We start from the raw sequence: 16,035 nt of genomic DNA, 5'->3' as shown, positions 1-16,035 counted from the left end.
CCCGGCGGCCGCCCGGCGGGCGTGGGGCGGTGCCGTTCGCGTCCCGGCGCGGGCAGGATGGGCGTATGAGCACAGGGGCGAAGGAGACCGAGACGGTCGGGACGCCGGCGGGCGAGGCCCGGATCACCTGGTACCGCGCGGCGACGCCGGCGCGGGCCGTGGTGGCGGTGAGCCACGGCGCAGGCGGCGGCATCGAGGCACGCGACCTGCGGGCCCTGGCGGCCGCGCTGCCGGCCCGCGGCTACCCCGTGGCGCTGGTCGAGCAGCCGTGGCGGGTGGCCGGCAAGAAGGTGGCGCCCGCGCCGAAGACCCTGGACGCGGCGTGGACCGCGCTGTGGCCCGCGCTGGAGAAGCCGGGGCTGCCGGTGGTCGCCGGCGGCCGGAGCGCGGGCGCCCGGGTGGCCTGCCGTACGGCCCGCGAGCTCGGTGCCGAGGCCGTACTGGCGCTGAGCTTCCCGCTGCACCCGCCGGGCAAGCCGGAGAAGTCCCGGGTCGACGAGCTGACCGGTGCCGGGGTGCCGACGCTGGTCGTCCAGGGCGGCCGGGATCCGTTCGGCCGGCCCGAGGAGTTCCCGCCGGGCACGGAGCTCGCCGAAGTGCCGCACGGCGACCATGGTTTCGCGGTCCCGAAGAAGGCGGGCGTCGACGAGGCCGCGACGATGGCCCGGCTCACCGACGCCGTACTCGCCTGGCTGGACGGCCTCTTCGACTGAGAGCCGAGAGCCGAGAGCCGAGAGCCGAGAGCGGGGAGCTGAGGGCTGAGGGCTGAGAGCGGGGGGGGCTGAGGGCCGAGGGCTGGCGGCCGCGGGCTCAGTCGGCCTGCCCGCGCGGCCGGGCCCGCACGTGCATCCGCTCGCCCTGCCGCCCGAAGAGGCTCAGCACCTCCACCGGTGTGCCGTCCGCGGCCCCGAACCAGTGCGGCAGCCGGGTGTCGAACTCCGCCGCCTCCCCGGCCCGCAGCACCACGTCGCGGTCGGCCAGCAGCAGCCGAAGCCGCCCGGACAGCACGTACAGCCACTCGTAGCCCTCGTGCGTCCGCTGCTCCGGCGGGGCGGTGACGGGATCGATCACCAGCTTGAACGCCTGCAGCACCCCCGGCTGGCGGGTCAGCGGCACCACCGTCATGCGGCCGCGCCGCTGCGGCACCGCGCGGATCCGGGGATCGCCCACCTCCGGCGCGCCCACCAGCTCGTCCAGCGGCACCTGGTGCGCCCGGGCCAGGGGCAGCAGCAGTTCGAGGGTGGCCTTGCGGCCGCCGGACTCCAGGCGCGAGAGGGTGCTCACCGAGATGCCGGTCGCCTCGGACAGCGCGGCCAGGGTCACCCCGCGCTCCTGCCGGATCCGCCGCAGCCGGGGCCCCACCTCGGCGAGGACCCGGTCGTAGACCTGGTCCGGCGCCGGGGCGCGGTCGGGGGAGGCGCCGGGGGCCGGGGCGCCCGTCGTGCGGTCCGCGGGAGTGGCCGTCGTGCGGTCCGCCGGGGCACCCGTCGTGCGGTCCGCCGGGGTGCGCGCAATGTCATCGTCCACGATTCCATTGCCGAACCGGCAACCCCATTTGTCAACCCGTGCGCGGAAAAATCGCCGAAGAAGATCGCGCGGAGCGGGAATGCCCGGGCCGGGGCGGCTGTTGTGGCATTCGTACGGACGCGCGTACGTCCAGCGAAGCACGAGGAATGGGAGTCCGCCGCATGGGAATCGCTTGCCCGGCCCGCCCGGCCGCCGACCTGCCGTGGTCGCAGATGCAGGTGGCACAGCCCGCCCTGGCTGGAGCGGCGGCGGCACCGGATCGTCGTCTATTCTCCGAATCGAGTGGGTCCGCTTCCGGATCCGTGACGGTGTTCGAGGAGGTGGGTCCGGTCACCGGTACCGACGCAGGGACCGACGGCTCGGCCGAGGAGATGTCCGACCGCCGGCAGGAGAGTGCGACCGAGCGCAATGCGCGCTTCGAGCGGGACGCGCTCACCTTCCTGGACCAGATGTACTCCGCCGCCCTGCGCATGACGCGCAATCCGGCCGACGCGGAGGACCTCGTCCAGGAGACCTACGCGAAGGCGTACGCGTCGTTCCACCAGTTCCGCGAGGGCACCAACCTCAAGGCGTGGCTGTACCGCATCCTGACGAACACCTTCATCAACTCCTACCGCAAGAAGCAGCGCGAGCCGCAGCGCAGCGCCGCGGAGGAGATCGAGGACTGGCAGCTGGCCCGCGCCGAGTCGCACATGTCGACGGGGCTGCGCTCCGCCGAGTCCCAGGCGCTGGACCACCTCCCCGACTCGGACGTGAAGGCCGCCCTGCAGGCGATCCCGGAGGAATTCCGCATCGCGGTCTACCTCGCCGACGTCGAGGGGTTTGCGTACAAGGAGATCGCGGACATCATGGGGACACCCATCGGCACGGTGATGTCCCGTCTGCACCGCGGCCGCCGCCAACTGCGCGGCATGCTGGAGGACTACGCCCGCGAACGCGGGCTGGTTCCGGCGGGTGCGGCCCCTGCGGATCCGCAGGCCGCGCGGACGTCGGACTCGCACGACCGGAAAGGCTCGGGATCATGAGCTGCGGAGAGCCGCACGAGAAGGACTGCTCAGAGGTCCTTGACCACCTCTACGAGTATCTCGACCGGGAGATGCCCGCCGGGGAGTGCGCGGAATTCCAGGTGCATCTCGACGAATGCTCCCCGTGCCTGGAGAAGTACGGCCTGGAGCAGGCCGTCAAGAAGCTCGTCAAGCGCTGCTGCGGCCATGACGACGTCCCCAGCGACCTGCGCTCCAAGGTCATGGGCAGGATCGACCTCATCCGGGCCGGCGAGGCCGTGCCCGAGGTGAGCGTCCTGGAGCAGGCCCGGCACGAACAGGCCCAGCGGGAGCAGGAGGCGCGGGAGGCCGAGGCCGGCAGCGGCGGCTCCGGCACGGCGGCCGACGCCCGCACCGCCGACGCCTGACGCCCGGGCCCGGCAGGGCCCCTGGGCTCCCCCCCCCGCCACGATGCACGGACCGCGGCCGTGCGGGGCGAAGACCGCGGCACATCACCCCAAGGAGTGAGGGGCGGGGCGATTCCTCCCGCCCGATCCGCTGATGCGCCTTCCCGGGCGCGCCGGCCCCTCTATTCTCACCGACCCGAGCGCGCTGCGGATGCGGCGTGCCGAGGACCGTCCCTGCCCCTCCGGAGCGGGGCGGAGCCGGCGGGCAGGGTGAGGAGGGCGCGATGCGGGAACTTCCGGTGGCCGCGCGGGGCTACATCGGCGGCACGGCCCTGGCTGCGGCGCTGTGCATCGCTCCGGCCTTACGGCCCGCCCCCGGCGCCCCCTGGGGCACCGCCCTCGTCCTCGCCGCCCTGTACGCACTGTGCGAACGGATACCCCGCTGCCCGCTGCTGGGCCGCCGGCTGCCGGACCGGATGGCGCGGTCCGGCGGCGGCACGGCCTGGACCAGCCCCCTGGTCCTCGCCGGGGTCTTCCTGCTGCCGCCGGCACTGGCCGCGCTGGCCGCCGTCCCCGGGGCGCTGCTCGCCCCCGTACGGCCCTGGGCGGCCACCGCCCGCCGGATCTGGCACGCCGCCGAACAGGCCCTCGCCTGCTGTGCGGCCGCCGCGGCCTTCGGCGCCCTGGGCCACCCCGCGCTGTCCGCCCCCCGGTTCCCCCTCCTGCTGCTGCCGGCCGTGGCCGCCGCGGCCGTCTTCTGCGCGGTGCTCGCGGCGCTGGACGGCGGCATCGTGGTCGCCGCCGAACGGCACCCGGTGCGCACCGCCTGGCGCGGGCTGCTCGCCCGCGGCCTGGCCCGGTACGTCGTGCACGGTCTGGCCGGTCTGATGACGGCCGTGCTGTGGCAGAGCTCGTACGGGCCGCCGGCGGCGCTGCTGGTGCTGCTGCCGGTGTGCCTCTCGTGCCGGGTCTTCGACCGCTGCCACCGCGAACGCGCCGCCCACCAGGCCACCATCCGGGCGCTCGTCCAGGCCGTCGACATCAAGGACCGCTACACCCGCGGGCACGGCGAACGGGTCGGCCGCGCCTCGGTGATGATCGCCCGCGAGCTCGGCATGCCGGAGGACCGGACCGAAGCGCTCCGGTTCGCCGGCATCCTGCACGACGTCGGCAAACTCGGCGTGCCCACCCGGCTGTTGCGCAAGGACGGACCGCTGACCCCACAGGAGCGCCGGGTGATCGAACTGCACCCGGAGTACGGGCACGAGATCGTCCGCGGCATCGGCTTCCTGGGGGAGGCGCGGGCGGCGATCCTGCACCACCACGAGCGGTTGGACGGCCGCGGCTACCCGTACGGCCTGCGCGGTCACCAGATCCCGGAGTTCGCCAGGGTGGTCGCGGTGGCCGACGCCTTCGACGCGATGACCTCCACCCGTTCCTACCGCCGGGCCCGGCCGGTGCCGGTGGCCGTCGCGGAGCTCCGCAAATGCGCCGGCACGCAGTTCGACCCGCGGATGGTGCGGGCGCTGGCGGCGGCGCTGCACCGGTACGGCTGGGACCCGGACCTGGTGACCGCGGCGGACGGGCCGGGCGCGGCCCGGAGCGGAAACGTCACACCGGAGCGGGAGGCGGACGGCCCCGGCGCGGAAGGCCCAGGTGACCGGGCGGCCGGTGCGGCGCCCGAGCCGGTGCCCGGGGCCGCCGGGCGGTCCGGGTGGGGCGGTGGTCCGCGATGAGCGGCGCCCGCGGCGAACCCCCGGATACCCGGTGGACCGGCCGGCCTGCGGTCGCCGGGGGGCCCACCGCCGCCCCGGACGGCACCCGGCCGGCCGCCCGGCACCCCAAAGGCCGCGGCATCGTCGTCGCCGTCCACACCGCCGCCGCCGCGCTGGCCTGCTGGTCCCTCGGCCAGACCCTGTGGACCGGGCTCGACCGGCCGGGGATCGCGCTGGCCTTCGGGGTGCTGATCGCGGTCGGCGAGCTGGCCGCCTGCGACCCGGCGCCCGCCACCGGGCCGGGGCGGGCGCCGGACGACCGCGCGGCGGCCCCGCTGGGCGCCGCCGGGGCCCTGGCGTACGCGCTGCTCGGGGAGGTGGGCGGCCGGCCGACGACGCACGGCGTCCCGCAGATCGTGGCCGTCGTCCTGGCGGCCGGCCTGATCGGCGTCGTCCCGCAGATCGCGCGCGGCCGGGGCACGGCGCCGGACCGGCTCGCCCGCCAGGTGCTGACCACGGGATTCGCCGCCACCTGCTTCCAACCCCTCTACCACACCGGCACGTTGGGCAGCTGGGTGGCGGACGGGCCGGTCTATCCGCTTTTCCTGGTCGGCCTGCTGGCGCTGACCACGCTGTGTGACGCGGTGCTCGCCGCCACTCTGGCGCACGCCCGCACCGGCTGGCCGTACGGGCCGCTGCTGCGCGACGAGTTGCGGGCGCTGCCCGGCATCGGCACGGCCGTCTGCGCCACCGGCGTGGTGATCGCGCTCGCCACCGCGGTCGCCGGTCTGTGGGCCCTGCCGGTGTTCTGTCTGCCGCTGCTGCTGACCCAGTTCGCCTTCGGCCGGTTCGCGGCGGTACGCACCACTTACCGCCAGACCATCGCCTCGCTGGCCCGCGCCACCGAGATCGCCGGGTACACCCCGCACGGCCACGCCCGCCGGGTGGCCGCGCTCAGCCGCGCGGTGGGCCGTGAACTGGGCCTGACCCAGCCGGACTTGGACGTGCTGGAGTACGCCGCCCTGATGCACGACATCGGCCAGCTGTCCCTCCTGGACCCGGTGCCGGACGGGGCCACCGCCCCGCTGCCGCCCGCCGAGCAGCGCCGGATAGCCCTGCTGGGCGGCGCCGTTGTCCGGCAGACCGGGGTGCCCGCCGAGGTCGCGGTGATCGTCGAGCGGCAGGCCGACCCGTACCGGGACCAGCCGGTCACCGCCCGTATCGTCCGGACCGTCAACGCCTACGACGACCTGGCGGGCGGCGCCGGCGGGCCGGGCGGCCGGCTGCGCGCCCTGGAGCGGCTGCGGCTGGCCACCGCGCAGGACCACGAGCCCCGTGTCGTCGAGGCGCTCGCCCGGGTCCTGTCCCGCGGTGGCCGGGAGATGTGAGAAGGACCGCACCGCGCGGCCCGCCCCGCGCCGCCGCCCGTGGTTCCCTCCGCCTGCGGAATTCCACCCGAGGTGCCAGAACCCATGGGTAATGAGCGCCCTTCCAGACGGGCATGGTTGGATGCGAAGGAAGCCCCTGCAAGGAGTGTCCCAGGGGATTCAGGGGGTCGGTGAAGGGCATCAGCCGCAGGGGGAGCAGCAAACCAGGCTGAGCCCGACGGCAATCTGTGGCAGGTTGTCGAGTGGGCCCCCGGAAGGGCCCCGGGAGCCGCCCGGGAGGCCTCCCAGGCGGCATCGAGAGCAACCGGCAGGCGGGAATCGTGAGGATCTTCGGCAAGGTACGGCACCGGCCCTCCGCCTCGTGGCGGCAGGCGACCGACCGCGCTTTCACGCTGATCGGTGACGGCCGTTACGAGGACGCGGGGGCGTTGCTGACCCGGGCCGCGGACATGGAGCCGTGGCTGTCGGAGTCCTGGTTCAACCTCGCGCTGCTGCACAAGTTCCGGCACGACTGGGAGCAGGCCCGGGCCGCCGGACTGCGCGCGGTGGCGCTGCTCGACCGCGAGGCCGGTGCGCCCGACTGGTGGAACGTCGGCATCGCCGCCACCGCCCTCCAGGACTGGCCGCTGGCCCGCCGGGCCTGGCAGGCGTACGGCCTGAAGGTCCCCGGTGAGGGCTCCCCGTCGGGTGAACCGCTCGGGATGGCCCTGGGGAGCGCCGCGGTCCGGCTCTCCCCGGAGGGCGAGGCCGAGGTGGTCTGGGGCCGCCGGCTGGACCCGGCCCGCATCGAGGTGCTGTCGATCCCGCTGCCGTCCTCCGGGCGGCGCTGGGGCGAGGTCGTGCTGCACGACGGCGTCCCGCACGGCGAGCGGACGACGTCGGACGGGCGGGCGTACCCGGTCTTCGACGAGATCGAGCTGTGGGCGCCCTCCCCGGTCCCGACCTGGGTGGTGCTCCTGGAGGCCGCCACGGAGGCCGACCGGGACGCCCTGGAGCGGCTGGCCGCCGACGCCGGCTTCGCTGCCGAGGACTGGTCGTCCTCCGTCCGCCTGCTGTGCCGTACGTGCTCGGAGAGCCGGATGCCCAGCGACGAGGGCGACGGCGAGCACCTGGACCCGCACGACCACAGCGAACCGGGCCACCCCGGCCCGCTGGGCCACCGCACCGCGGGCTCCGGCTCGCTGTGGGTGCCGGAGCGCGAATGCGGTATCGCCGCGCCGTCCGCGCTGGTCCGCGGGCTGCTCGACGGCTGGGTCGCGGACAGCCCGGACACCCGTGAATGGCGTGATCTGGAAGAGGTCTGCTGAGCGCCGGGCCGTCCCCGTAGGCTGTAGGACGTCCCATCGGGGTTTTGAGGAAGGCGTACGGCGGAGATGGCCCAGCAGGACAGTGATCAGCAGGCGAGCGTCGAGTTCATCGTCGACACGGAGGACTGCGAGGAGCGCGAGCGCGCCCACCGGGAGCGCGGCACCTCCCGCCCGATCACCGTGGTCGGCAACCCGGTGCTCCACAAGGAGTGCAAGGACGTCACGGAGTTCGACGACGGCCTGGCCCAGCTGATCGACGACATGTTCGCCAGCCAGCGCACCGCCGAGGGCGTGGGCCTGGCCGCCAACCAGATCGGCGTGGACCTCAAGGTCTTCGTCTACGACTGCCTGGACGACGAGGGCGTCCGGCACGTCGGCGCGGTCTGCAACCCGGTCCTGGACGAGCTGCCCGCCGAGCGCCGGGTGCTGGACGACTCCAACGAGGGCTGTCTGTCCGTGCCCGGTGCGTACGCCGAGCTGGCCCGCCCCGACTACGCCGTGGTCCGCGGCCAGAACGCCAAGGGCGAGCCGATCGCCGTGCAGGGCACCGGCTACTTCGCGCGCTGCCTGCAGCACGAGACCGACCACCTCTACGGCTACCTCTACATCGACCGGCTCTCCAAGCGGGAACGCAAGGACGCGCTGCGGCAGATGGCCGAGCGGGAGCCGCGCTACCCCGTGGTCGCCAACGACTGAGCGGACGCGGAACGACCGGCGCGCGGGCGCCCGCCCCTGGTTCGGGGCGGGCGCCCGCGCGCGTCCACGAGGCGGCCGCGTGCACCGCTCTACGAGGACGGGTCCAGGGGCCGGTCTACGAGGCGTCCTGGTAGGCGCTCCAGACCTTCGGCGGGAGGGACGTCCCCAGCCCGGTGCCGGGGCCACCGACGCCCTGGAGACCCAGCAGCTCGGGCGCCCCGGGCTGGTTGCGGAACATGGTGACGGCGGTGGTCGGCTCGTCACCGGTGCCCGGCGTGGGGCCGGGACGGATCCCGCCCCAGTTCCCGCCGCCGGTGCCGGGCCCGGCACCGGCGGGGGCGGGCGGCGGGCTGCCGATGAACCACGCCGACTTCATCCGGTCACCCGGCTCGGTACGGCCGGCCGCCACCGGCTGCCCGGTCGGCTTGGCATCCGGCAGGCCCAGCGTGCGCCAGCCCACGCCCTCCAGGGCGCCGGTCACCTGCTGGGCGACCCCGGCGTCGAGGACCTGCTGGGGCACGGACCGCTCGAAGCCGGCGACCCTGCGGCCGTCGTGGGTCATGCCGGACACCGCGTACGGATCAGCGTGCAGCCCCCCGTTGGCGAACGTGGTGTAGGCGCTCGCCATCCGTATCGCGCTGGGCGCCGAGGTGCCGAGCGGGAAGGTCTGCTCCAGGCGCGCCATGCTCTCCTTGCGCAGCCCGGCGGCCACCGCGAGGTCCCGGATCCGCTCCAGCCCGATCCGCTGCCCGGCCTCGACGAACGGCGGGTTCTGGGCCTTCACCAGGGCGCTGCCCAGGTCCGCGGCGGCGTGGTCCGGCCGCCAGTCCACCGGGACGGTCCTGCCGGCTCCCTCCGGGCGGTCGGTGGGCTGCGGGGTGGCGTCCACCTGCTGCTGGAGGGCGGCCGCCAGCACGAACGGTTTGAAGGCCGAACCGGCAGGGACCGCCGTGGTGTCCGCGTTGTTGCTGAAGTGCCGGGTGGCGTCCGCACCGCCGTAGAGCGCGACGATCGCGCCGTCCCGGGGGCGCACGGAGGCCGCCCCGAATTCCACGAAGGTGTCGGCGGTCCGTTCTTTCGGGTCGAGGTTTTCCCGGCGGACGGTGTTCACGGCCTTTTCCAGGCGGCGCGTGCGGTCCTTGTCGAAGGTGGTGTGGACGCGGTAGCCGCCGCGGGCCAGGTCCTTGTCGGTGAGCCCGGTGTCGGCCTTGATGAATTTGTTGGCGACGTCGACGAGATAGCCGATCTGGCCGGCCTGACTGGTGGGCTTGGACGGCGGCCGGGGCTCGGGGAAGGTGCGGTATTTCGCCCGTTCTTCCCGGCTCATCTTTCCGGTGGCGACCTGCCGGTCGAGGATCCACCGCCAACGTGCCACGGCCCGGCGGTGGTTGGCCTTGCTCAGCCCCGGGTCGTACTGGTCCGCGCCCTTCAGCGTGGCGGCCAGCAGGGCGCCCTGGCTGGGGCTGAGGTTCTTGGCGTCGATGCCGTAATACGCGTGGGCGGCGGCCTGGATGCCGTACGAACCGCGGCCGAACCAGCTGGTGTTGAGATAGCCGCGGAGGATTTCGCGCTTGGACTTCTGGTTGCTCACCTTCAGCGCGATGATGAATTCCCGCAGCTTGCGGGTGACCGTCTGGTCCTGCGAGAGATAGGTGTTCTTCACGTACTGCTGGGTGATGGTGGAGCCGCCCTGGGTCTCCTCGCCGGACACCATGTTCACCACGGCCCGGGCAATTCCCTGGAGGGATATCCCGGGGTCGCTGTAGAACGTGGCGTTCTCCGCGGAGATCACCGCGTTCTCGACCGAGTCCGGGACCTTGTCGAGGGTGACGTTCTGACGGTTGACGGCGCCCACGCTCACCATCTGGCTGCCGTCCGCCCAGTAGTAGACGGTGGCCTCCTTACCGGCGAGCTCGTTCTCGTCCGGTATGTCGACCTTCGCGTACACGAACGCGAACAACCCCGCCAGGGAGAGGATGCCGAACGCGAGGGTGCCGAGCCACAGCCGCCATGACGGCAGCCATCGCCGCAGCCCCTCCCGTCCCCGGCGCGGATAGTCGATGAACCGGCGACGCCCCTTCGTGCCCTTCATACCCGGATAGATGTGGCGGCCTCGGCTCCGGTTGCCGAGGTAACAGAACGCTCACAATGGCAGGTGACCGGGGGGAACGGGCGTCGCCGGCAAGGACTTCGGGGCGCCGGCCTAGAAGTCGTCGTCGAAGGAGACCGAGCCCTCGACGGCGACCTGGTAGGCGGAGGCCCGGCGCTCGAAGAAGTTGGTCAGCTCCTGGACGTTCTGCAGCTCCATGAAGGAGAACGGGTTCTCCGAGCCGTACACGGGCGCGAAGCCGAGCCGCTGCAGACGCTGGTCCGCGACGCACTGCAGGTACTCGCGCATCGACTCGGTGTTCATCCCCGGCAGGCCGTCGCCGCACAGGTCACGGCCGAACTGCAGCTCGGCCTCGACGGCCTCCTTCAGCATCTCGGTGACCTGCAGCTCCAGCTTGTCGTCGAAGAGGTCGGGCTCCTCCTCGCGGACCGTGTCCACCACCGAGAACGCGAACTCCATGTGCATGGACTCGTCGCGGAAGACCCAGTTGGTGCCGGTGGCCAGGCCGTGCAGCAGCCCGCGCGAACGGAACCAGTAGACATAGGCGAACGCGCCGTAGAAGAACAGCCCCTCGATGCAGGCCGCGAAGCAGATGAGGTTCAGCAGGAAGCGGCGGCGGTCGGCCTTGGACTCCAGCCGGTCGATGCTCTCGACCGAGTCCATCCACTTGAAGCAGAACTCGGCCTTCTCCCGGATGGACGGGATGTTCTCCACGGCCGCGAAGGCGGCGGCGCGGTCGTCCGGGTCGGGGAGGTAGGTGTCCAGCAGCGTCAGATAGAACTGGACGTGCACCGCCTCCTCGAAGAGCTGACGGCTCAGGTACAGCCGCGCCTCGGGAGAGTTGATGTGCTTGTACAGCGTCAGCACGAGGTTGTTGGCGACGATCGAGTCACCGGTCGCGAAGAACGCGACCAGCCGGCCGATCATGTGCTGCTCACCCGGCGAGAGCTTGGCGAGGTCGGCGACGTCGGAGTGGAGGTCGACCTCCTCCACGGTCCAGGTGTTCTTGATCGCGTCGCGGTAGCGGTCGTAGAACTCCGGGTACCGCATGGGGCGCAGCGTCAGCTCGAAGCCCGGGTCCAGGAGGTTCTTCTCGCCGGTGGTGGCGGTGTGCGCGGCCGCGGCGGTGTTCACTTCGGTGGTCATTACTGGCAGGCCTCGCAGGACTCGGGGTTTTCCAGGGAGCAGGCGACCGCCTCGGGGTCGGTCACCGGCGGTTGCGGCGCTTGCTGGGCGGGCACGGACGCGGCGCGCGCCGACTGCGCGATCCGGGTCGCCGGACGCGACCGCAGGTAGTACGTGGTCTTGATGCCGCGCTTCCAGGCGTACGCGTACATCGAGCTGAGCTTGCCGATGGTCGGCGACGCCATGAAGAGGTTCAGCGACTGGCTCTGGTCGAGGTACGGCGTACGGGCCGCGGCCATGTCGATCAGGGCGCGCTGCGGGATCTCCCAGGCGGTGCGGTACAGCGCCCGGACCTCCTCGGGGATCCAACGGACGTCCTGCACCGAGCCGTTCGCCTCGCGCAGCGCGTCCCGGGTCCGCGCGTCCCACAGGCCCAGGGCCTTGAGCTCCTCGATCAGGTACGCGTTGACCTGCAGGAACTCACCGCTCAGCGTCTCGCGCTTGAAGAGGTTGGAGACCTGCGGCTCGATGCACTCGTACACGCCGGCGATGGAGGCGATGGTCGCGGTCGGCGCGATCGCGAGGAGGAGGGAGTTGCGCATCCCGGTCTTCGCGATCCGGGCGCGCAGCGCGGCCCAGCGGTCCGCCCAGCGCGGCTCGGCATCCGGGTAGTGGTCGGGGTGCAGCACACCGCGGGCGGTACGGGTCGCGGACCAGGCCGGGTGCGGGCCGTGCCGCTCGGCGAGGTCGGCGGACGCCTCGTAGGCGGCGAGCATGATCCGCTCGGAGATACGGGTGGACAGCTCCTTCGCCTCGGCGGAGTCGAAGGCCAGCCGCAGCCGGAAGAAGACGTCCTGCAGGCCCATCAGGCCCAGACCGACCGGGCGCCAGCGGGAGTTGGAGGCGGCGGCCTGCTCGGTGGGGTAGAAGTTGATGTCCACGACGCGGTCGAGGAAGGTGACGGCGGTACGGACCGTGGCGTCCAGCCGCTCCCAGTCCATCGCCTCCTCCCAGCCGCCGGCGTCGTCGCTCAGGTGGGCGGCGAGGTTGACCGACCCCAGGTTGCAGACCGCGGTCTCGCCGTCGTCGGTCACCTCCAGGATCTCCGTGCACAGGTTGGAGGAGTGCACGACCTTGCCCGGCTCGGCGGTCTGGTTGGCGGTGCGGTTGGCGGCGTCCTTGAACGTCATCCAGCCGTTGCCGGTCTGCGCCAGGGTGCGCATCATCCGGGAGTACAGCACCCGGGCCGGGACCTGCTTGAGCGCCCGGCCCTCGGCCTCGGCCTTGCGGTACGCGGCGTCGAACTCCTCGCCCCACAGGTCCACCAGCTCGGGGACGTCGGAGGGCGAGAACAGCGACCAGTCGGTGTCCGCCTCCACCCGGCGCATGAACTCGTCCGGGATCCAGTGCGCGATGTTCAGGTTGTGCGTCCGGCGGGCCTCTTCGCCGGTGTTGTCGCGCAGCTCCAGGAACTCCTCGATGTCCGCGTGCCAGGTCTCCAGGTAGACGCAGGCCGCGCCCTTGCGCCGGCCGCCCTGGTTCACCGCGGCGACCGAGGCGTCCAGGGTGCGCAGGAACGGCACGATGCCGTTGGAGTGCCCGTTGGTGCCGCGGATCAGCGAACCGCGGGCCCGGATCCGGGAGTACGACAGCCCGATGCCGCCGGCGTGCTTGGAGAGTCGGGCGACCTGGTGGTAACGGTCGTAGATCGAGTCCAGCTCGTCCAGCGGGGAGTCCAGCAGGTAGCAGGACGACATCTGGGGGTGGCGGGTGCCGGAGTTGAACAGGGTGGGGGAGGAGGGCAGGTACGACAGCGAGCTGGTGAGGCGGTACAGCTCGGCGACGTCCTCCAGGGCCCGCTCGGAGTGGTCCTCGGCGAGGCCGCAGGCCACCCGCAGCAGGAAGTGCTGGGGCGTCTCGACGACCTGACGGGTGGTGGGGTGCCGCAGCAGGTAGCGGGAGTGCAGGGTGCGCAGGCCGAAGTAGCCGAACCGGTCGTCGGCGCCGTCCGCGAGCGCCTGCTCGACCAGCGCGTCCAGTCGCTCGGCGTGCGCCCGGACGAACTTGGCGGTCGCGTCGGCGATCAGGCCCTCGCGGTGGCCGACCTCGATGGAGGCGGAGAAGGCGACCGCCCCCTGTTCGGCCGCCTCCTCCGAGATCGCGAGGGTGAGCAGCCGGGCGGCGAGCTTGGAGTACTGCGGCTCGTCACCGATCAGACCGGCCGCGGCCTCGGTGGCCAGTGCGCGCAGCTCGGCCTCGCCTGCGCCCTCGTACCGGCCGCGCAGGGCGGCGGCGGCCACCTTGCCGGGGTCGGTCGCGGTCAGGTCGACGGTCAGCTCGGTGAGGGTGCGCAGCAGGGCGACGCCCGGGCCGTCGGAGGTGGGCGGCGTGGCCACCGCGGTCGGGTTGACCTCGGCGTCTGACGCGGGTTCCGTGGGCGCGATGGTCACGTGATGCTCTCCCTCACTCGGCGGGGGCCGGGAGGGCGGGGCGCGACGGGCGCACGCGGGCATGCGGCACCCCGTCGGTCCGGGGTGCGCGGGCACACCGCGCGGCGTCCATCGGCCCATCCCTCGGGGCCCGGACGTATCGACGTCCGCACCGATGGCGGTACGGACGTGCCGTCGGCAGGTCCTCGGACTTCCGGGCGCACGGCGGCCCGTCAACAAAGGCGGGCGGGTGCGCTCGTACACCGTTGCGGGACAGTCCCGGATTCCCACCGGGTTCCCCTGCGGCGACAGCGAGGACGAGCATACATGTGGTGGTGCCCCCTCGGATGCACCCCCACATCTAGTGTGTCGTGCGTGATCACGCGGTGCCTGTCAGTGGTCTTGGCTATCGTCGGTTGCGCGTTGCCTGCTCCGTCGGTGGAGGAAGGAGAAGCCCTCATGACCGCGCTCGCCGACCGGCCGCACCTCAGCACGGACGATGTCGAAGAAGCCGCCCGGATGCTCAGCCGTCTGGAAGAAGCGCGCGGTGGGAGCTGATCAACGGGCAGGTAACCGAGCCGCTCAAGGACTGGGTGAACTGACCCGGAGCACGAAAAGGGCCGCCGCCTCCCGGAGGAGACAGCGGCCCGTGGCGCGTCGGACGCGGTGGGTCAGTGCCCCGCCGGCGCCCCCGCCGTTGCCGGCGGTAGGTCGGCCATGACGCCCTCGTCGCCCGCGTCGGCGGTGTAGTCGGCGGGGCTGGTCTCGTCCGTGCCGTCGGGGGCCTTCAAGGCCCGCAGGACGAAGGTGAGGACGACCGTGACGACGACGTTCAGGACGATCGCGGTCAGCCCGATGTAGCCGATCTCCCCGAGGCCGGGGATCTCCGCGCTGGAGCCGCCGAAGTGCTTCTGGGTGGGGCTGGCCACGCCGTACGCCGCGAGCGTGCCGTAGAGCATGCCGACCGCCCAGCCCGCCAGCAGCGCCCAGCGGTGGAACCAGCGGGTGAACAGGCCGCCGACCAGCGACGGCAGGGTCTGCAGGATCCAGATCCCGCCCAGCAGCTGGAAGTTGATGGCGACGGTCTTGTCCATGGTGAGGACGAAGACCAGGGCACCGACCTTGACCAGCAGGGAGACCAGCTTGGCGACCTTGTGTTCCTGTTCGGGCGTGGCGTCCTGCTTGAGGAAGTCCTTGTAGACGTTCCGGGTGAAGAGGTTGGCGGCGGCGATGGACATGATGGCCGCCGGGACGAGGGCGCCGATACCGATCGCGGCGAACGCGACACCGGTGAACCAGCTCGGGAACATGTCCTCGAACAGCTGCGGGATGGCCAGTTGGGGGTTGCCCTGGACGTCCGTACCGGCCTTGATCGCCATGAAGCCGAGCAGCGCCAGCAGGCCCAGCATCAGCGAGTAGAGCGGCAGGATCGTGGTGTTGCGGCGGATCACGTTGCGGCTGCGCGAGGACAGCGTCGCGGTGATCGAGTGCGGGTACATGAACAGCGCCAGCGCCGAACCGAGCGCCAGAGTGGCGTACGCCCACTGGGCGTTGGGGCCGCTGGTCAGTTCACCGCGCGGTTTGCCCGGGACGGCGCCGGGCTGGGCGAGCGCCTTGCCCGCCGCGTCGAAGATGGCGTCGAAGCCGCCCAGCTTGATCGGGATGTAGATGATCGCCACGCCGATGACGAGGTAGATCAGGCCGTCCTTGACGAACGCGATCAGGGCGGGCGCGCGCAGACCGGAGGAGTAGGTGTAGGCCGCCAGCACCGCGAAGGCGATCAGCAGCGGGAGGTCCTTGACGAACCAGTTGGCGTGCGCGCCGCCGCCGAGGCCCATCACGTCCAGCACGGCCTGGATGCCGACCAGTTGCAGCGCGATGTACGGCATGGTGGCGAGGAGGCCGGTGAGCGCCACCGCCAGCGACAGGCCCTTGGAGCCGAAGCGGCCGCGGACGAAGTCGGAGGTGGTGACGTAGCCGTGCTTGTGCGAGACCGACCAGAGGCGGGGCAGGAAGAGGAAGATGAAGGGGTAGACCAGGATCGTGTACGGCACGGCGAAGAAGCCCGAGGCGCCCGCCGTGTAGATGGCCGCCGGGACGGCCACGAAGGTGTACGCGGTGTAGAGGTCGCCGCCGAGCAGGAACCACGTGATCCAGGTGCCGAAGCTCCGCCCGCCCAGACCCCATTCGTCCAGGTTGGCGGACTGCTCGGCCTTGCGCCAGCGGGCGGCCAGGAAGCCCATGACCGTCACGGCCACGAAGAAGAAGACGAAGACGGCGAGGGCCACGCCGTTGACGCCGTGGGTCTGGGAGGCGGCCAGCCGGACGGTCGCCGGGGCCGCGGTCAC

At 72.6% G+C, this 16,035-nt stretch carries 12 protein-coding genes and 1 riboswitch; of the genes, 7 read left to right on the top strand and 5 right to left on the bottom strand.

Annotated features, from left to right (window positions below; all coding sequences use genetic code 11):
* Positions 1-65: 65 nt before the first annotated feature.
* Positions 66-713, top strand: a complete 648-nt coding sequence (locus tag AB0G35_RS10550) for an alpha/beta family hydrolase (protein WP_360946872.1) — start codon at positions 66-68, stop codon at positions 711-713.
* 97 nt (positions 714-810) lie between these two features.
* Here AB0G35_RS10550 and AB0G35_RS10545 read toward each other — a convergent pair whose 3' ends face one another.
* A complete protein-coding gene (locus AB0G35_RS10545; protein WP_360947127.1) occupies positions 811-1,362 on the bottom strand; it encodes an XRE family transcriptional regulator in 552 nt (183 codons plus the stop codon).
* Positions 1,363-1,847: 485 nt separating this feature from the next.
* On the opposite strand from AB0G35_RS10545, the gene AB0G35_RS10540 reads away from it, so the two are divergent.
* From AB0G35_RS10540 to def, 6 genes are all read left to right on the top strand, one after another.
* Positions 1,848-2,552, top strand: coding sequence for a sigma-70 family RNA polymerase sigma factor (locus AB0G35_RS10540; protein WP_360947125.1), 705 nt, complete (start codon positions 1,848-1,850; stop codon positions 2,550-2,552).
* Entirely contained in the window at positions 2,549-2,938 is a 390-nt protein-coding gene (rsrA, locus tag AB0G35_RS10535) for a mycothiol system anti-sigma-R factor (protein WP_360946870.1), read from the top strand. The genes AB0G35_RS10540 and rsrA overlap by 4 nt, the downstream gene beginning before the upstream one ends.
* Positions 2,939-3,201: 263 nt before the next feature.
* A complete protein-coding gene (locus AB0G35_RS10530; RefSeq protein ID WP_360946868.1) occupies positions 3,202-4,653 on the top strand; it encodes an HD-GYP domain-containing protein in 1,452 nt (483 codons plus the stop codon).
* Positions 4,650-6,020, top strand: coding sequence for an HD domain-containing protein (locus AB0G35_RS10525; RefSeq protein ID WP_360946866.1), 1,371 nt, complete (start codon positions 4,650-4,652; stop codon positions 6,018-6,020). Before AB0G35_RS10530 ends, AB0G35_RS10525 begins: the two co-directional genes overlap by 4 nt.
* Positions 6,021-6,340: 320 nt before the next feature.
* Positions 6,341-7,327, top strand: a complete 987-nt coding sequence (locus AB0G35_RS10520; protein WP_360946864.1) for a hypothetical protein — start codon at positions 6,341-6,343, stop codon at positions 7,325-7,327.
* A gap of 66 nt (positions 7,328-7,393) precedes the next feature.
* Positions 7,394-8,023 carry a peptide deformylase gene (gene def / locus AB0G35_RS10515; RefSeq protein ID WP_360946862.1) on the top strand — a complete coding sequence of 210 codons (630 nt, stop codon included), beginning with the start codon at positions 7,394-7,396 and terminating at the stop codon, positions 8,021-8,023.
* A 115-nt stretch (positions 8,024-8,138) separates the two neighbouring features.
* Here the strand turns inward: def and AB0G35_RS10510 are convergent, their stop codons facing one another.
* The 4 genes from AB0G35_RS10510 to mctP all read right to left on the bottom strand — a co-directional run bounded on the left by AB0G35_RS10510 (position 8,139) and on the right by mctP (position 16,008).
* Positions 8,139-10,115 (bottom strand): transglycosylase domain-containing protein, encoded by a 1,977-nt coding sequence (locus AB0G35_RS10510; RefSeq protein WP_360946860.1) that lies wholly within the window; start codon positions 10,113-10,115, stop codon positions 8,139-8,141.
* A 111-nt stretch (positions 10,116-10,226) separates the two neighbouring features.
* Positions 10,227-11,279 carry a ribonucleotide-diphosphate reductase subunit beta gene (locus AB0G35_RS10505; RefSeq protein WP_360946858.1) on the bottom strand — a complete coding sequence of 351 codons (1,053 nt, stop codon included), beginning with the start codon at positions 11,277-11,279 and terminating at the stop codon, positions 10,227-10,229.
* Positions 11,279-13,708 (bottom strand): ribonucleoside-diphosphate reductase subunit alpha, encoded by a 2,430-nt coding sequence (locus AB0G35_RS10500; protein ID WP_360946856.1) that lies wholly within the window; start codon positions 13,706-13,708, stop codon positions 11,279-11,281. Before AB0G35_RS10500 ends, AB0G35_RS10505 begins: the two co-directional genes overlap by 1 nt.
* Positions 13,709-13,888: 180 nt before the next feature.
* Positions 13,889-13,987: riboswitch (cobalamin riboswitch) on the bottom strand.
* A gap of 371 nt (positions 13,988-14,358) precedes the next feature.
* Positions 14,359-16,008, bottom strand: coding sequence for a monocarboxylate uptake permease MctP (gene mctP / locus AB0G35_RS10495; RefSeq protein WP_360947123.1), 1,650 nt, complete (start codon positions 16,006-16,008; stop codon positions 14,359-14,361).
* Between the last annotated feature and the right edge of the window lie 27 nt (positions 16,009-16,035).

Origin of the sequence: Streptomyces sp. NPDC021749, from assembly GCF_040640655.1 — a bacterium.
Lineage (GTDB): Bacteria > Actinomycetota > Actinomycetes > Streptomycetales > Streptomycetaceae > Streptomyces.
The sequence above is the reverse complement of the archived record's forward strand: the minus strand, read 5'-3'. Positions and strand labels throughout refer to the sequence as shown.